The 18,675-nt window shown below is 77.5% G+C and carries 3 protein-coding genes; all 3 read right to left on the bottom strand.

Annotated elements, in window-relative coordinates; translation table 11 throughout:
• Positions 1–38: 38 nt before the first annotated feature.
• The 3 genes from IG74_RS0124840 to IG74_RS0124830 all read right to left on the bottom strand — a co-directional run bounded on the left by IG74_RS0124840 (position 39) and on the right by IG74_RS0124830 (position 18,636).
• Positions 39–6,413, bottom strand: a complete 6,375-nt coding sequence (locus IG74_RS0124840) for a type I polyketide synthase (RefSeq protein ID WP_420709939.1) — start codon at positions 6,411–6,413, stop codon at positions 39–41.
• A 19-nt stretch (positions 6,414–6,432) separates the two neighbouring features.
• The gene (locus IG74_RS0124835; protein ID WP_051855297.1) at positions 6,433–17,337 is read right to left on the bottom strand and encodes a type I polyketide synthase; all 10,905 of its coding nucleotides are present in this window, start codon (positions 17,335–17,337) and stop codon (positions 6,433–6,435) included.
• Positions 17,338–17,403: 66 nt separating this feature from the next.
• A complete protein-coding gene (locus IG74_RS0124830) occupies positions 17,404–18,636 on the bottom strand; it encodes a cytochrome P450 (RefSeq protein ID WP_030681459.1) in 1,233 nt (410 codons plus the stop codon).
• Between the last annotated feature and the right edge of the window lie 39 nt (positions 18,637–18,675).

The following is an 18,675-nucleotide window of genomic DNA, read 5'->3' as shown; positions in this document are numbered from 1 at the left end:
CGGGACGCGACGCGGTGTCAGCCAGGCCGCGCCCGCCGTCAGGAGATGCCGAGCTCGTTGCTGATGAAGTCGATGACTTCGTCGTCGCTCGCCAGGTCCAGGTCGGCCGCGACGGCCGGGCGCCCGGTCTCCTCGGCCCTGCCGCGCGCTCCCTCCCCCCACCGCTGGGCGAGCGCCCGCAGCCGGGCCGCCACCCGCTCCCGCTCGTCCTCGTCGAGCCCGTCGCCGTCGAGCGACGCCGCCCAGTCGTCGAGCCGGGACAGGAGGGAGTCGACCCGCGAGCCGAGGCCCGGGAGGAGCTCGGTCCCGATGTGCTCGCTCAGGGCGGCCGGGGTCGGATGGTCGAAGACGAGCGTGGTGGGCAGGGCGAGTCCGGTCGCGGCGCCCAGGCGGTTGCGCAGCTCCACGGCGGTCAGCGAGTCGAACCCGAGGTCCTGGAAGGGGCGCTGCGGATCCACGCTCTCGGGCGTCAGATGCCCCAGGACCAGGGCGATCTGGCCGCGCACCAGGTCGAGCACGGCCGCGCCGCGCTCCTCGGGCGCGAGCGGTCCGAGGAGCTCCCGCAGCGCGTCCCCCGCGCCCGCCCCCGGCACCGCGGCGGTGGCCCTGACCAGGCCGCGCAGCGGCGCGGGCAGGTCTCCGTCCGCGGCGACCGCGCCCAGGGCCGCCGTGTCGAGCCGCACCGGGACGAGGCCCGCCGTGCCGGCGGCGAGCGCCAGGTCGAGCAGGGCGAGGCCGTCCTCGGTGGACAGCACGCCGACGCCGGAGCGGCCCATGCGGTCCCGGTCCGCCTGCCCGAGGGACGCGGCCATGCCGCCGCTCCACGGGCCCCAGGCCAGGGACGTGCCGGGCAGTCCGGTGTCGTGGCGGTGCCGGGCGAGGGCGTCGAGGAAGGCGTTGGCCGCGGCGTAGTTGGCCTGGCCGCGGGCGCCGATGGTGGCCGTCGCGGAGGAGAAGACGACGAACGCGGCCAGGTCGTCGTCCCGGGTGAGCTCGTGCAGGTGCCAGGCGCCGTCGGCCTTGGGCGCGAACACCGTGCCCAGCCGCTCGGGCGTCAGCGACTCCAGGACGCCGTCGTCCACCACCCCCGCGGCGTGCACCACGGCGGTCAGCGGATGCTCGTGCGGCACCGCCGCGAGCAGCTCCGCGACCGCGTCCCGGCCGGCCACGTCGCACGCGACGGCCCGCACGGTCGTCGCGCCCGCCGCCGCGAGGCCGGTCAGCTCGGCCACGAGGTCCGCCATGCCGTCCGCGTCCGCGCCCCTGCGGCTGGCGAGCAGGAGGTGCCGTACGCCGTGGGCGCGGACCAGGTGGCGGGCCACCTCGCCGCCGAGCGCGCCGGACGCGCCGGTGACCAGGACGGTGCCCTCGGGGTCCCACGCGGCCGGCAGGGTGAGGACGATCTTGCCCACGTGCCGGGCCTGGGCGAGGAAGCGGAAGGCCGCGGGCGCCTTCCGCACGTCCCAGGTGGTCACCGGCAGGTGCCGCAGGCCGCCGGCCTCGAACAGCGCCACGATCTCGGCGAGCATCGCGCCGACGCGCTCCACCCCCGCGTCCATCAGGTCGAACGCGCGGTAGGCGACGCCCTCGTGACGGCCCGCGACCTCGGCGGGGTCGCGGACGTCGGTCTTGCCCATCTCGACGAACCGGCCGCCGGGCCGCACCAGGCGCAGCGACGCGTCCAGCAGGTCGCGGGCCAGGGAGTTCAGGACGACGTCCACGCCGCCGCCGCTCGTCGCGGCGAAGCGCGCCTCGAACTCGTCGGTGCGGGAGGAGGCGAGGTGCGCGTCGTCGACGCCGAGGGCCCGCACGGCGTCCCACTTGGCGGGGCTGGCCGTCGCGTACACCTCGGCGCCGAGGTGCCGGGCGAGCTGCACGGCGGCCATGCCGACGCCGCCCGCCGCCGCGTGCACGAGCACCTTCTCGCCCGGCCGCACACCGGCCAGGTCCACCAGGCCCTCGTACGCGGTGAGGAACGCGACGGGGACGGACGCGGCCTCGGTGAAGGACCAGCCGCGGGGCGTCCGGGCGATCAGGCGGTGGTCGACGACCGCCACGGGGCCGAGGCATCCGGCGGCGAGGCCGAACACCGGGTCGCCGGGGGCGAAGCCGGTGACGCCGGGGCCCACTTCGCTGACGACGCCCGCGATCTCGCCGCCGAGGGCCCGCTGGTCGGCGACCATGCCCAGGGCCATGACGACGTCGCGGAAGTTCAGGCCCGCCGCGCGCACCGCGACCCGGACCTGGCCGGGCGCGAGCGGCGCGGCGGCCGCCGGGCTCGGGGCGAGGGCCAGGTCGTCGGCCGCGCCCCCGTCGGTGAGGTCGACGCGCCACTCCCGTACGCCCGCCGGGGGCACGAGGGTGCCCGCCGGTACGCCGCGCGCGAGGCGCGGCACCAGCGTGCGGCCCGCCCGGAGCGCGAAGTGGGGTTCGTCCCCGGCGAGCGCGGTGCGCAGCGCCGCGACCGACGCGGAGGCTCCGTCGGACGTGTCCACATCGGCCAGGACGAACCGCCCCGGGTGCTCCGACTGCGCGGAGCACACCAGGCCCCAGAGCGCGGCGGCTGCCAGGTCGGTGATCCGCTCGTCGGCCGCGGTCGCCACGGCGCCGCGGGTCACGACGGCGAGGCGGACGGCCGTGAGCCGGGGGTCGGTCAGCCAGGTGTGGAGCACGGCGAGCACGGACGCGGCGAGGGCACGGGCGGCGCCCGCCGGGTCGGCGTCCCCGCAGTCCTCGGGGGCGGCGCTCTCGCCGTGGCTCGGCAGGAGCACCAGGTCCGGGACCTCCGTGCCGGAGTCGAGCGCGGCCAGGAGCGCGTCGGCGTCGGCGTGGGCGGGCACGCCCAGCTCGGCGGCGAGCCGGTCGTCGCCCAGGACGACGCAGTGCGGGGCCGGTTCGGCCGTGGCCGCGGGCGCCTGGAGCCAGCCGACGTGGAAGAGCGTGTCGTGAGTGCGGGTCGCGCGCAGCTGCTCGGCGGAGACGGTCCGGGTGACCAGCGCGCCGACCGACGCCACCGGGGTGCCCCGCTCGTCCCACAGGGCCAGGCTCACCGCGTCCGGGCCCGCCGGGGCCAGGCGCGCCCGCAGGGTCGGGGCGCCCGTGCCGTGGAAGGTCACCTCCTGCCAGGAGAACGGCACCCGGACGCGGCCCTTGTGCCCCGCCGCGTCGTCGTTGAGGAGGGCCGCGTGGAGCGCGGCGTCGAGCTGGGCCGGGTGGAGGCCGTAGCCGCCCGCGGCGGACCGGGCGGTGGGGAGCGCGATCTCCGCGTACAGCTCGTCGCCCTTGCGCCAGGCGCGCGTGAGGCCGCGGAAGGCGGGGCCGTACGCGAAGCCCGCGTCGGCAAGGCCGTCGTAGAAGCCCTCAAGGGCGACGGGTTCGGCGTCGGCGGGCGGCCAGGCGCCGGGGCCCGGCGGCGCGGGGGCGGCGTCGGGGGCGAGGTCGCCGCGCGCGTGGCAGGCCCAGGGTTCGTCCGGCGCGGCGTCCTCGGGCCGCGAGTACACGCCGAGGGTGCGGCGGCCCTGCTCGCCTTCGGGCCCGACGCGCACCTGGAGATGGACGGCGCCCCGCTCGGGCAGGACCAGCGGGGCCTCCTGCGTCAGTTCCAGCAGGCGGCGGCAGCCGACCTCGGCGCCGGCGCGGACCGCGAGCTCGACGACGGCGCTGCCGGGGACCAGCACGGAGCCCAGCATGACGTGGTCCGCGAGCCAGGCCTCCGTCCGCCGGGACAGCGTGCCGGTCAGGACGCGGCCCTGGGCGTCGGCGAGCTCCAAGGAGGCGCTGAGCAGCGGGTGTTCGAGACCGGCGAGCCCGGCGGCGGTCACGTCGGCGACGGCGCCGGACCCGGTCCAGGGGAAGCTCCGGCGCTGGAAGGGGTAGGTCGGCAGGTCCACCGGGCGGGCCCCGGCGAGGAACCGGGTCCAGTCGGCCGGTACGCCGTGGACGAAGGCCGTGGAGAGCGCCGTGAGCGCGGTGTCGGGCTCGGGGCGTCCGGAGCGCGCCACGGGGATCACCACGGCGCCGGTGCCCGCCGGTTCCCCGGCGAGGCAGTCCTGGGCCATGGCGGTGAGCGTCCCGGAGGGGCCCACCTCCACGAAGGCGCGGGCGCCCGCCGACACGAGGCGGCGCACCCCGTCGTGGAAGCGCACGGTCGCCCGCGCGTGGCGCACCCAGTACGCGGGCGAGCAGAGCTCCTCCGCGCCCGCGATGTCGCCGGTGACGTCCGAGACGATCGGGATGCCCGGCGGATGGAAGGTGAGCTTCTGCGCGACCTGCCCGAACGCGTCGAGCATCGCGTCCATCTGGGGCGAGTGGAAGGCGTGGCTGACGCGCAGCCGGCGCGTGCGGCGGCCCTCGCCCTTGAAGTGCCCGGCGATGGCGAGCACGGCGTCCTCGGCGCCGGACACGACCACGGACGAGGGGCCGTTGACGGCGGCGAGGGCCACGTCGTGCGCGTGGTCGGCGAGCCACGGCCGGATCTCCTCCTCGGTGGCCTGCACCGCGGCCATCGCGCCGGTGCCGGGCACGTCCTGCATCAGCCTGCCGCGCGCGGCGACGAGGGTGCACGCGTCCTCCAGGGAGAGGACCCCGGCGACGTGCGCGGCGGCCAGCTCGCCGACCGAGTGGCCGAGCAGCAGACCGGGGGCGAGCCCCCAGTGCGTGAGCAGCCGGTACAGCGCCACCTCGTAGGCGAACAGCGCGGGCTGGGTGTACGCGGTCTGTTCGAGGAGCGCGGCCGTCGGCGTGCCCTCGGCGGCGAACAGGACGTCGCGCAGCGGCCGTTCGAGGTGCGGGTCCAGGTGCTCAACCGCGGCGTCGAGGGCTTCGGCGAACTCCGGGAACGCGGCGGCCAGTTCGCGCCCCATGCCGGGGCGCTGGCTGCCCTGTCCGGAGAAGAGGAACGCGAGGCCGCCGTCGGCGGCCGTGCCCCGCACCAGGCCAGGCGCGGGCCGGTCCGCGGCCAGGGCGGCGAGTCCGGTGAGCAGGTCGTCGCGGTCGGCGGCCCACACCACGGCCCGCTGGTCGAGGGCGGCGCGGGAAGTCGCGAGGGACAGGCCGAGGTCGGCGGGCCGGGTGTCGGGCCGGGCGCGGACGTGCGCGGCGAGGCGCTCGGCCTGGTCCCGCAGGGCCTGTTCGCCCCGGGCCGAGACCACGAGGGGGACACGGCCGCCGGGGGCCGCGGCGCGTGCGGCGGGCTCCGGGGCGCCGGTCCTCGCGGGCTCCGGTCCGGCGTCCTGAGGCGCCTGTTCGAGGATCACGTGGGCGTTGGTGCCGCTGATGCCGAAGGAGGAGACGCCCGCGCGGCGCGGGCGCCCGGTCTCGGGCCAGGCGCGGTTCTCGGTGAGCAGCCGTACGGTGCCCGACGACCAGTCGACGTGCGGGGTCGGCTCGTCGACGTGCAGGGTCCTGGGCAGCACGCCGTGCCGCAGCGCCATCACCATCTTGATCAGCCCGGCGATGCCCGCCGCGCCCTGGGTGTGGCCCAGGTTCGACTTGACGGAGCCCAGCCACAGGGGCTGTCCGGCGGCGCGCTCCTGCCCGTACGTGGCGATGAGCGACTGCCGCACCACGGCGAGCACCGGATGCCCGTTGCGCCGCGCGTCGGAGAGCCGCTCAAGGAGGACGAGCCCGACGCCCTCGCCCCAGCCGGTCCCGTCCGCGGCCGCCGCGAACGCCTTGCACCGGCCGTCCGGAGCAAGACCCCGCTGCCTGCTGAACTCCACGAAGATGCCCGGCGTCGCCATCACGGCGGCGCCCCCGGCCAGGGCCAGGTCGCACTCGCGCTGGCGCAGCGACTGCGCGGCCAGGTGGACGGCCGCGAGCGAGGCCGAGCACGCGGTGTCCACGGTCATCGCCGGGCCTTCGAGGCCGAACGCGTAGGCCAGGCGGCCCGAGAGGACGCTGGCGGCGCCGCCCGTGACCTGGTGGCCCTCGCTGCCCTCGGTCGCGGGGACGCCGTTGCCGACGGTCATGAGGACCGAGCCGATGAACGTGCCGACGGGCTCGCCGCGCAGCGCGCCGGGGTTCACGCCCGCCCGCTCGAAGGTCTCCCACGCGGTCTCCAGGAGCAGCCGCTGCTGGGGGTCCATGGCGGCGGCCTCGCGCGGGCTGATGCCGAACAGGTCCGCGTCGAAGTCCCCGGCGCCGTCGACGAAGCCGCCTTCGACGGCGTACGTCCGGCCAGGCCGGTCGGGGTCGGGGTCGTACAGCGCGTCGGTGTCCCAGCCCCGGTCCGCGGGGAAGGGCGACATCGCGTCGGTGCCGGACTCCACCAGGCGCCACAGGTCCTCCGGGGACCGCACGCCACCGGGGTAGCGGCAGCCCATCGCCACGACGGCGATCGGCTCCCGGGCCGCGGCGGTCAGTTCCCGGTTCCGGGCGCGCAGCGTCTCGACCTCCTTGAGGGAGGCCCTCAGCGCCTCGACGAACCTCTCGTCACCAGCGGGCATCGTGGTCCTCCGTGTTCGCGTGCGCTCCGTTGTCCAGGGCCATGGCGAGCAGCCCCTCCGAGTCCAGCTGGTCGATCGAGGCGGGCTCGCCCTCGTCCCGCGGCGGTGGCTCGTGGCCCGCCGGGCTCCCCGCGAGCTCCAGGAGGGCGTCGAGCAGGCCCGCGTCCCGCAGCCGGGGCAGCGGGATCGCGGCCAGGGCCGCGCGCACCGCGGCCTCGGTGGCCTGCCGGGCGTCGTCCGCCTCGTCCCGCGGGGCCAGTTCGGCGGCGAGGCGCTCGGCGAGCGCGGCGGGCGTGGGGTGGTCGAAGACCAGGGTCGCGGGCAGTCTGAGGCCGGTCGCGGCGGTGAGCCGGTTGCGCAGCTCCACGGCGGTCAGCGAGTCGAACCCGAGGTCCTTGAAGGCCCGGTCGCGCCCCACGGCCTCCGGCGACGGGTGGCCGAGCACGGTGGCGGTCTCGGCCCGCACCAGGTCGATCAGGTGCAGGTCGCGCTCCGCGGGGGTGAGCGCGGCAAGGCGGCGGCGCAGCGCCGCAGCCCCGGCCGCCCGGGTCGCGCCGTGCCGGCCTTGGACCCGGACGAGGCCGCGGAGGACCGGCGGCAGGGCGTCGCCGCGCGCTCGCAGCGCGGCCGTGTCGAGCCGCACGGGCAGCAGCAGCGGCTCGGCGGACCCCATGGCCGCGTCGAGGAGGGCGAGGCCCTCGTCGGTGGCGAGTTCCTTCAGGCCCGAGCGCGCCGTCCGGGACCGGTCGAGCCCGGCCGTCATGGCGCTGGTGTCGGCCCACAGGCCCCAGCCCAACGACAGGGCGGGCAGGCCTTGTTGGCGGCGGCGGCGGACGAGCGCGTCCAGGAAGGTGTTGGCCGCCGCGTAGTTGCCCTGGCCCGCGCTGCCCAGGGTGGCGGCGGCCGAGGAGAACACGACGAACGCCGCGGGCCGTGCCGCCCGGGTCAGCTCGTCGAGGTGGAGCGCGGCGTCCGCCTTGGGCCGGAACACCCGGTCGACGCGGTCCGGGGTCAGCGCCGGGATCACACCGTCGTCCAGGACTCCGGCCGCGTGCACGACGGCGCTCAGGGGGTGCGCCGCGGGCACCGCGCCGAGCACCGCGGCGAGCGCGGCCCGGTCGGCGGCGTCGCAGGCCGCCCAGGTCACCCGCGCGCCGTGGTCGGCGAGGTCGGCGCCGAGCCGCGCGGCCTCGTCGCTCTCGCCGCCGCGGCGGCTCACCAGGAGCAGGTGCCGCACGCCGTGCGCGGCGACGAGGTGCCGGGCGACGGCGCGGCCCAGGGTTCCGGAGGCGCCGGTGACGAGCACGGTGCCGTCGGCGTCCCAGGGCGTGTCGCCGCCGTCCGCGACGGGGGCGCGTTCGACGCGGGGGACGAGGATCCGGCCCGCGCGGAGGGCGAGTTGGGGCTCGTGGGTGGCCAGGGCCGCGGCGAGCGCGGCGGTGGAGTCGGGGTGGTCGTCCAGGTCGACGAGCACGAACCGGCCGGGGTTCTCGGCCTGGGCCGAGCGGACCAGGCCCCAGACGGCCGCGGCGGCGGGGTCGACGGGCTGCTCGTCGTCGGGCGCGGCCGGGGCGCCGCGCGTGACGAGGACGAGGCGTGGCGTGAGGGCCCCTTCCGCCGGGCGGGGCTCGGTCCGCCCGTCGGCCGCGTCCTCGGCCAGCCAGTCCTGGAGCAGTTCCAGGGTCCGGCAGGTCAGGGCCCGCGCCCGGGCGGCGTCGTCCGGCTCCTGCCCCGCGCGCAGCGGCGCGAGCACCACGTCGGGAACGGCCGTACCGGACCCGATCGCCGTGCGGTACGCGGGCAGGTCAGTGAACTGCCCAGCCGTGGCGGGCAGTTCCGCGGTGTCGTCCCCGAGCACCGCCCACGCGCCGGGCTCCGCGGGCTCCGTGGCGGGCGCGCTCACCCAGGCGAGGCGGTACAGGGAGTCGCCCGCGCCGCCCGCGGCTCGCAGCTGCTCGGGCGAGACCGGGCGCGCGGCCAGGGAGCGCACGGTCACCGCCGGGGCGCCGTCGGCGTCCGTCACCAGGACGGACACGTCCCGGTCCGCGCCGGGCGAGACCCGTACCCGCACGGCCGGGCCGCACGGCCCGTGGAAGTCCACGTCGTTCCAGGCGAAGGGCATGGCCGCGCCGTCTGCGTCGGGGGTGCGCAGCAGACAGGAGTGCAGGCCCGCGTCGAGCAGCGCCGGGTGGGCGCGGTAGCGGTCCGCGCCCGCGTGGTCCTCGGCGGGCAGCGCCGCCTCGGCGAGGATCTCGTCGCCCAGGCGCCAGGCGGTGTGCAGGCCGCGGAACGCGGGCCCGTACGAGAGGCCGATGTCCTCCATCCGGTCGTAGAACTCCGTGAGGTCGACGGGCACGGCCCCCGGTGGCGGCCAGGCGCCGTCGAGGGCGGGCGGCGCCTCGGCCGCCTCCTCGGTGAGCAGGCCGCGGGCGTGGCACGTCCAGGGGTCCTCCGGGGGCGCGTCCTCGCGGCGCGCGTGCACGCCGAGCGCCCGCGTGCCGTCGTCGCCGGGTGCCGCGACGCGGACCTGGATCCGTACGGCGCCGCGGGCGCCGAGGACCAGCGGTGCTTCCTGGAGGAGTTCCCCGATGCGCGGGCAGCCGGTCGCGGCCCCGGCCAGGGCGGCCAGTTCGAGGAAGGCGGTGCCCGGCACGACCACGGTGTCGCCCACGGCGTGGTCGGCGAGCCACGGGTGCGTGTCCAGGGACCAGCGCGCGGTGAGGACGGTCTCCGGCGAGCCCGCGAGCTCGACGCGGGCGCCGAGCAGCGGGTGGTCGGCGCTGTGCAGGCCCGCCGCGGTGACGTCGCCGGAGCCCGCGGGCGCGTCCAGCCAGTACCGGCGCCGCTGGAACGCGTACGTCGGCAGGTCCACGACGTGGGGCGCGCGGCCCGCCCAGGCCGCCGCCCAGTCGACGGCGACTCCGCGCGCGTACGCCTCGGCGACCGAGGCCGAGAAGCGGTCGAGGCCGCCTTGTTCGCGCCGCAGGGACGCCACGGCCACGCCGGTCCGCTCGGGGTGCTCCGCCAGGGTCTCGGCGACGCCCACGGTGAGCATGGGGTGGGGGCTGGTCTCGACGAAGGCGCCGTGGCCGCGCGCGAACAGCTCCCGCACGGCGGGCTCGAACCGCACCGGTTCGCGCAGGTTGCGGTACCAGTAGGCGCCGTCGAGCCCGGCGGTGTCCTGGAAGGCGCCCGTCACCGTGGAGAAGAAGGCGACGTCGCCGGTGCGCGGGGCAAGCTCCGCCAGGTCGCGGCGGATCCGCTCGCGCACCGCCTCGACGTGCGGCGAGTGCGAGGCGTAGTCCACGGGGATCCGGCGCGCCCAGGCGCCGGTGTCCGCGCAGCGGTCGAGGAGTTCGTCCACGGCGGCCGTGTCGCCCGAGACCACCACCGACGCGGGGCCGTTGACCGCCGCGAGCGAGAGGCGCCCGTCCCAGGCCGCCACCAGCTTCTCGGCCTCGGCGGCGGACAGGGCGAGGGAGACCATGCCGCCGCGCCCGGCGATCGCGGTCAGGGCCCGGCTGCGCAGGGCGACCACGCGCGCGCCGTCGTCGAGGGAGAGGCCGCCCGCGACGCAGGCCGCGGCGATCTCGCCCTGCGAGTGGCCGACCACGGCGGCGGGTTCGACGCCGTAGGAGCGCCACAGCTCGGCGAGGGACACCATGACCGCCCACAGCGCGGGCTGGACGACGTCGACCCGGTCCGGGTCGACACCGGCCGGGGCGCCCCGTACGACGTCCACCAACGACCAGTCGACGTACGGGGCGAGGGCGTCGGCGCACTCGGTCAGGCGCTCGCGGAAGACCGGCGCGGTCTCCCACAGCTCCCCGGCCATGCCCGCCCACTGGGCGCCCTGGCCGGGGAACACGAACACCGTCCTGCCGGGGTCGCCGGCGAGTCCTTCGACGGCGCCGGGCGTCTCCCGGCCGTCCGCCACGGCGGCGAGCCCCGCGAGCAGGGCGTCCCGGTCGCCGCCCAGGACCACGGCCCGGTGGGCGAGCGCGGCCCGCGTCGTCAGCAGCGAGTGCGCGACGTCGACGGCGTCGAGGGCGGGCTCCGCGGCGAGGCGCTCCCGCAGCCGGGCCGCCTGGGCGCGCAGCGCCGTTCCGCTCCGGGCGGACAGCGTCAGGGGGACGGGGCCCGCGGGGGCCTGGGGCGTGCCGTCGTCGCCGGGCGTCGGCGCGGGCGCGGGCGCCTGCTCCAGTACGACGTGCGCGTTGGTGCCGCTGATGCCGAACGAGGAGACCGCGGCCCGGCGCGGGCGGCCCGCGTCGGGCCAGGGGCGGGCCTCGGCGAGCAGTTCCACCGCGCCGGACGCCCAGTCGACGTGCGGCGACGGCGCGTCCACGTGCAGGGTGCGGGGCAGTACGCCCGCGCGCAGCGCCATGACCATCTTGATGACCCCGGCGACGCCCGCGGCCGCCTGCGGGTGCCCGAGGTTCGACTTGACGGAGCCCAGCCACAACGGCCGGTCGCCGGGCCGCTCCTGGCCGTACGTCGCGAGGAGCGCCTGGGCCTCGATCGGGTCGCCGAGGGTGGTGCCGGTGCCGTGCGCCTCGACGGCGTCCACGTCGGCCGCGGCGAGCCGGGCGGCGGCGAGGGCCTGCCGGATCACGCGTTCCTGGGAGGGGCCGTTCGGGGCGGTCAGGCCGTTGCTGGCGCCGTCCTGGTTGACGGCGGAGCCGCGGACGACGGCGAGGACGCGGCGGCCCGCGCGGACCGCGTCCGACAGGCGCTCGACGAGGAGGACGCCCGCGCCCTCGCCCCACACGGTGCCGTCGGCGGCGGCCGCGAACGGCTTGCAGCGGCCGTCGGCGGCGAGCGCGCCCTGCCTGCTGAACTCGGTGAAGGCGTGCGGCGTGCACATCACGGTGACGCCGCCCGCGAGGGCCCGGTCGCAGTCGCCGCCGCGCACCGCCTGCACCGCCAGGTGCAGCGCCACGAGCGACGACGAGCAGGCGGTGTCCACCGTGACGGCCGGGCCCTCGAAGCCGAAGGTGTACGCGATCCGGCCGGTGGCGACGCTGCCGGAGCCGCCCGTGCCGAGGTAGCCGCCGCCCGCGTCGTCGGGGACGCCCGCGTGCCGCGTCGTGTAGTCGTGGTACATCAGGCCCGCGAACACTCCGGTGCGGCTGCCCCTGAGGGTGGTGGGGTCCAGGCCCGCGCGTTCGAGGGCCTCCCAGGAGACTTCGAGCAGGAGCCGCTGCTGCGGGTCCATCGCCACCGCCTCGCGCGGGCTGATGCCGAAGAACTCGGGGTCGAAGGCCGCGGCGTCGCGCAGGAAGCCGCCCTCCGCGGCGTGCGTGGCGGAGCCGGGGTCCCAGCCGCGGTCGGTGGGGAAGGCGGAGACGGCGTCGCCGCCCTCGTCCAGCAGGCGCCACAGGTCCTCGGGCGAGCCGACGCCGCCCGGGAACCGGCAGGCCATGCCGACGATGGCGATCGGCTCGTCGGCCGGGCCCGTGGCCCGGCCGCGCACCGGCGCCCGCACCGGCGCGCTCCGCCCGGCGAGGCGGTCGAGGAGGTGCTCGGCGAGGGCCCGCGGGGTGGGCCGGTCGAAGACGAGCGTGGCGGGCAGGCGCAGGCCCGTCACGCGGGTGAGGCGGTTGCGCAGCTCGACGGCGGTGAGCGAGTCGAAGCCCAAGTCCTTGAAGGCGAGCCCCGGTTCGACGGCGGCGGGCCCCGCGTAGCCGAGGACGGCCGCGACCTGGGCGCGGACCACGTCGAGGACCTTCGCGGCCCGGTCCCCCGGCGCGAGCGCGGCGAGGTCGCGGGTCAGGGCTGAGCTGTCGGCGGCGGCATCGGTGCCCGCGGCGGCGCGCCGGGCCGGTGGCCGCACCAGGCCGCGCAGCAGCGCGGGCACGCCGTCGGCGGCGGCCCGGGCGCGCACGGCGGACAGGTCGATCCGGGTGGGGACGACGACGGGGAGCCCGGCGGTGAGGCCCGCGTCGAGCAGGGCGACGCCGTCCCGCGCGGTCAGGCCCGTGACGCCGGAGCGGCGCAGCCGGTCCCGGTCGGTGTCCGACATCCGGGCCGTCATCGCGCTGGTCCGCTCCCACAGGCCCCAGGCCAGGGACAGGGCGGGCAGGCCGCGGGCCCGCCGGGCGCGGGCGAAGGCGTCGAGGAAGGCGTTGGCGGCCGCGTAGCCGCCCTGGCCCGCGGTGCCGAACGTGCCGGCCGCCGACGAGAACACGACGAACGCCGAGAGGTCCGCGGCCGCGGTCAGTTCGTGCAGGTGGACCACCGCGTCGACCTTCGGCCGGAACACGGTGTCGAGCCGCGGTCCCGTCAGGGCCGACACCACGCCGTCGTCGAGGACGCCACCGGCGTGGACCACGCCGCGCAGCGGGCGGTCGTCCGGCACGTCGGCGAGGACGGCCGCGAGGGCTTCGCGGTCGGCGAGGTCGCAGGCCGCCCAGCGCACGGCGGCGCCCGACTCCGTGAGCCGCACGGTCAGTTCGGCGGCCTCGGGCGCGGCCGCGCCGCGGCGGCTCACCAGGAGCAGGTGCCGCACGCCGTGCGCCGCGACCAGGTGCTGCGCCACGACCCGGCCGAGCACACCGGACGCGCCGGTCACCAGGACCGTGCCATCGCCGTCGAAGCCGGACGGCGCCTCGGCGGCGGCGTCCGCGGACACCCTCCGGAGCCGGGGGACGTACGTCTCCCCGGCGCGCAGGGCCAGCTGCGGTTCGTCGCCGGACAGGGCGGCGGGCAGCGCGTCGGCCGACGGCTCCTGTCCGTCCCAGTCGACGAGTACGAGCCGGTCCGGGTGCTCCGCCTGTGCCGAGCGCACCAGGCCCCAGGCCGCCGCGAGGGCGGGGTCCGCGCTCTCGGCGTCGGCCGCCGCGACCGCGCCGCGGCTCAGCAGGACGAGCCGGGCGGCGGCGAACCGGTCGTCGCCGAGCCACTCCTGAAGGAGCGTCAGGGTCGCGCCGACGGTCTCCCGGGTGGCCGTGGGCAGGTCGCCGGGGCAGGGCCGCAGCGGGGCGAGCACCACGTCCGGGACGTCCCCGGGCGCTGCCACGGCCGCGAGGTCCCGCTCCCGGCGCACGGCGGCGCCGGTGGCCTCCAGGGCGGGGGCGAGCGCGTCGAGGCCGTCGAGGACCGCCCAGGAGGCGGGCGGCGCGGCGGCGCCGGTCTGCGCCGGGGCCCAGTCCACGGCGAACAGCGCGTGCGTCGGCTGCCGCGCGGCCGGGTCCAGCTGGTCCAGGGGCACGGGCCGGACGGCCAGCGACTCCACGGACACGACGGGGGCGCCGGTCGCGTCGGCCGCCTCCAGGGCGACGGCGTCCGGTCCGGTGCGGGTGATCCGCACGCGCAGCCGGGTGGCGGCGACCGCGTGGACCGCGACGCCGGACCAGGAGAACGGCAGGCGCGGTCCCGCGTCCGCGGCCGCCCCGCGGACGCCGACGCCTTCGTCGAGGGCCACCGCGTGCAGCGCGGCGTCGAACAGGGCCGGGTGGACCGCGAAGCCCTCCGGCTCGGTGCCGTCGGCGAGCGCGACCTCGGCGAACAGCTCGTCCCCGAGGCGCCAGGCGGCCCGCAGCCCCTGGAACGCGGGGCCGTACCGCAGGGACAGCTCCGCGAGGTCCGCGTACGCCCGCTCCACCGCGACGGGTTCGGCGCCCGGCGGCGGCCATGCCTCCAGGGCCTCCGGGCCGTGGCCGCCGCTCGGGACGGCCACGGCGAGGGAGCCGACGGCCTGGGTGGTCCACGGCGTGTCGGGGGCGGCCTCGTCGCGTGCGTGCAGGGTGAGCGCGCGGGTGCCGTGGGCGTCGGCGGGGCCGACGACGGCGCGCAGCTGGATGCCGCCGCGCGGCGGGAGCAACAGCGGGGCTTGCAGGGTCAGTTCCGCCACGCGGTCGCAGCCGACCTGCTCGGCGGCCCGGACGGCCAGTTCCAGGAACGCCGTGCCGGGCAGCAGCACGGCTTCGCCCACGGCGTGGTCGCCGAGCCAGGCCTGGGTGTCGCGGGACACGCGCCCGGTGATCAAGGTGCCGCCGGAGTCGGGCAGTTCGGTGACCGCGCCCCACCAGGGGTGGTCGAGCGGGCTCAGGCCGACGGCCGTGACGTCCCCGGCGGCGGGGGCGGCGTCGAGCCAGTAGCGCTGCCGCTCGAAGGCGTACGTGGGCAGCTCCACGCGGCGGGCGCCGGTGCCCGCGAAGAGGTGCTCCCAGTCGGGCGAGCGCCCACCCGCGTGGACCGCGCCGAGGGAGCGCAGGAAGCGGTCGAGGCCGCCGTCGTCCCGCTGGAGCGTGCCCGTGACCAGGGCGTCACGGCCGAGGTCGCCGAGGGTCTCGGTGAGGCCGAGGGCGAGGACGGGGTGGGGGCTGCACTCGATGAACGCCCCGTGCCCGGTGGCGGCGAGCCGCTCGACGGCGTCGGAGAGCCGTACCGTGCGCCGCAGGTTGCGGAACCAGTGGTCGGCGGTCAGCTCGTCGCCCGCCAGGACGTCGCCGGTGACCGTGGAGTACAGGGGGATCTTCCCGGCGCGCGGGCGCAGCGTGGCGAGTTCGGCGAGCAGGTCCGCGCGCAACCGCTCGACCTGCGGGGAGTGGGACGCGTAGTCCACCGCGACGCGCCGGGTGCGGACGCCGTCGCGTTCGCAGTCGGCCATCAGCTCGTCGAGGGCCGCCGGGTCGCCGGAGACGACCACGGACGAGGGGCCGTTGACGGCGGCGAGGGCGACGCGGTCGCCCCAGCGCTCCAGGCGGGCGCGGGCGGCGCCGGCCGACGCCGCCACCGAGACCATGCCGCCCGCCCCTGCGAGCTTCCGGGCGATCAGGCGGGAGCGCAGGGCCACGACGCGGGCGCCGTCGTCGAGCGAGAGCGCGCCCGCCACGCAGGCCGCGGCGATCTCGCCCTGCGAGTGGCCGACCACGGCGGCGGGCTCCACGCCGTAGGAGCGCCACAGCTCGGCGAGCGACACGAGGACCGCCCACAGGACCGGCTGGACCACGTCGACGCGGGCGGCGATCCCGGCGTCGGCCGTGCCGAACACCACGTCGCGCAGCGACCAGTCGACGTACGGGTCGAGCGCGGTCGCGCAGGCGAGCATCCGCTCGCGGAAGACGGGGGACGCGTCCCACAGCTCCACGGCCATGCCCGCCCACTGCGAGCCCTGGCCGGGGAAGACGAAGACGGCCTTGCCCAGGTCGCGCGCCGCCGACTCGACCAGGTCCGCGCCGGGCTCCCCCGCGGCCAGGGCGGCGACGCCGCGCAGCAGTTCGTCGGTGCGGCGGCCCACGACGACGGCCCGGTGGGCGAGGGGCGCGCGCGTGGTGGCCAGCGAGTAGGCGATGTCGGCCGGGCGCAGGTCCGGACGGTCCGTCACGTGGTCGCGCAGCCGGGCCGCCTGGGCACGCAGCGCCTCGGGGGTCCGGGCGGAGAGCACCCAGGGGACGGGCGGCGGGGCGCCCTCGGTGGCGGTGGGCTCGATGGTGGCGGCGGGGTCGGTGGCCCCGGCGGGATCCGTGGCCGCGGCGGGCTCGGCGGTGGCGGCGGGCTCGTCCGCCGCCTCTTCGACGATGACGTGCGCGTTCGTGCCGCTGATGCCGAACGACGACACGCCCGCCCGCCGGGTCCTCTCGCCCTTGGGCCACGGCCTGGCCTCGGTCAGGAGCCGTACGGCACCCAGGGACCAGTCCACGTGCGGGCTGGGCTCGTCGGCGTGCAGGGTCCGGGGCAGCGACTCCTCGCGCAGCGCCATGACCATCTTCATGACGCCCGCGACCCCCGCGGCGGCCTGCGTGTGGCCGATGTTCGACTTCAGCGACCCCAGCCACAACGGCCGGTCCTGGTCGCGCTGTTGACCGTACGTGGCGAGCAGGGCCTGGGCCTCGATGGGGTCGCCGAGCGAGGTGCCCGTGCCGTGCGCCTCCACCGCGTCGACGTCGGCCCCGGTGAGTCCGGCGCCCGCGAGGGCGGCGCGGATCACCCGCTGCTGGGAGGGGCCGTTGGGCGCGGTGAGCCCGTTCGACGCACCGTCCTGGTTGACGGCGCTGCCGGTGACGACGGCGAGCACGGGATGGCCGTGCCGCCGCGCGTCCGACAGGCGCTCCACCAGGAGGATGCCGATGCCCTCGGCGAGCCCGGTGCCGTCGGCGCCGGTGGCGAACGCCTTGCACCGGCCGTCGGGGGCGAGCACGCGCTGGCGGCTGAACTCCAGGAGCGTGGCCGGGCTCGACATCACCGTGACGCCGCCCGCGAGGGCGAGGTCGCACTCGTCGTTCCGCAGCGCCCGCACGGCCAGGTGCAGGGCCACGAGCGAGGAGGAGCAGGCCGTGTCCAGGGTGACGGCCGGGCCTTCGAGGCCGAAGGTGTAGGCGACGCGGCCGGAGGCCACGCTCGCCGCGCGCCCGGTCTCCAGCTGCCCCTCGTACTCGGCGAGCGAGCCGTCCTTGCGGTCCGTGTAGTCCTGGCCCATCATCCCGGCGAAGACCCCGGTGCGGCTGCCGCGCAGCGCGTCGGGCGTGAGCCCGGCGCGTTCGAAGGCCTCCCAGGAGACTTCGAGCAGCAGCCGCTGCTGCGGATCCATCAGCAGGGCCTCGCGCGGGCTGATCCCGAACAGGCCCGCGTCGAAGGACGTGACGTCGGCGAGGAAGCCGCCCTCGCGCGCGTAGGTGGTGCCCGGCCGCTCCGGGTCGGGGTCGTAGAGCCCCTCGGTGTCCCAGCCGCGGTCGGTGGGGAGCGCGGAGATCCCGTCCGTGCCCGAGCCGACGAGGCGCCACAGCTCCTCGGGGGACGTCACGCCGCCGGGGAAGCGGCAGGCCATCGACACCACGGCGATCGGCTCGCGGCCCGCGGCCCGGACGGCCCGCAGCCGCTCCCGGGTCTGGCCCAGCTCGGCGGTGAGGCGCTTGAGGTAGTCGAGCGTCCTGTCGTCATCGGTCATGTCGAACGTGCTGCCCTTCCCGGAACGATGTCGGACCTCACGGGCCCCAAGGGGCGCGGGGCTGTGTCACTGTGCGGCGCCGAAGCGCAGCGGCAGCGCGTCGGGCCCGGAGACGCCGGTCGAGGGCCGCCAAGTGATCGGCCCGGTGACCTGGGGGGCGTCGAGGCGGGCCGTCAACGCCACGAGCGCTTCGGCCATTTCGAGGCGGGCGAGGGCCGCGCCCAGGCAGAAGTGCGTGCCGCCGCCGAAGGCCAGGGTGCCCGGCTTGCGCTCGACGGTGATGTCGAAGCGGTCGCCGTCCTCGAAGACCAGGGGGTCGCGCTGCGCGGAGTGCGCGCACAGCCACACCGGGGTCCCGGCCGGGATGAGCAGGTCGTTGTAGGTGAAGGTCTCGGCCGCCGCCTTGGTGGCGACCACGGTCGTGGTCGGGCACCAGCGCAGCACCTCCTCGACCGCCTGGGGCGCGAGTTCGGGCCGCTCGCGCAGCAGCGCCCACTGCTCGGGGTGCTCGGAGAACGCCACCATGGCGTGGCCGATCTGGTGGCTCGTGGTCTGGTACCCGGCGACCAGGAGGGTCGCTATCAGAGTGCGCAGCTCGCGGTCGTCCAGCGCGTCGTCGTCCCGCTGGGCGCGCAGGATGTCGGAGAACAGGTCGTCGCCGGGGTTCTCCTTGAGCTTCTGCACGACCTTCTCGAAGTAGCCGTACATGCCCGCGAGGCCCTCCTCGACCTCGGAGACGCGGCTCTGGTCGGGGCCGAGCGCGAGGACCAGGTTGGTGTTCTTGCACCAGCGGCCGACGACGGCGTGGTCCTCCGGCGGGAAGCCGAGCATCTCGCAGACCACGGCGGCGGGCAGCGGGTCGGCGTAGGCGGACACGAACTCGCACTCGCCCCCGGTCGCCGCGAGTTCGTCGGCGAGGCGCTCGGCGGTGGCGCGGATGAAGGGCTTCAGGGCGTTGATGCGCCGGGAGGTGAAGCCGTGCGTGACCAGGCCGCGCAGCCGGCGGTGGTCGGGCCCTTCCAGGCTCTGCATGAAGTCGCGCATGAACTCGCGCACCAGGCCTTCGGAGGGCCCGACGAGGTCGACGACCTCGCGGAAGCCGGAGACCAGGCGCGGGTCGCGGGACAGGCTGTGCGCCTCGGCGTAGCGGAGCACCAGCAGGCCGAGGGGGGTGCCCGCGATCCAGGAGCGCTCCCTGGCCTCGGCGACCTCGGCGGAGTCCCAGACGAACGCCGGATCGGTGATGTCCAGGAACGGCAGGTTCTCCCAGGCTGTCTCGGTCTCTTCGACGGTCGTCATGCTCGGTCCTCTTCTCGCGGTTCGGGAGGCGGGTGCTTC

Origin of the sequence: Streptomyces sp. NRRL B-1347 (genome assembly GCF_000720325.1) — a bacterium.
In the GTDB taxonomy this organism is placed as follows: domain Bacteria; phylum Actinomycetota; class Actinomycetes; order Streptomycetales; family Streptomycetaceae; genus Streptomyces.
This window is presented reverse-complemented; position numbering and strand designations above follow the sequence as displayed.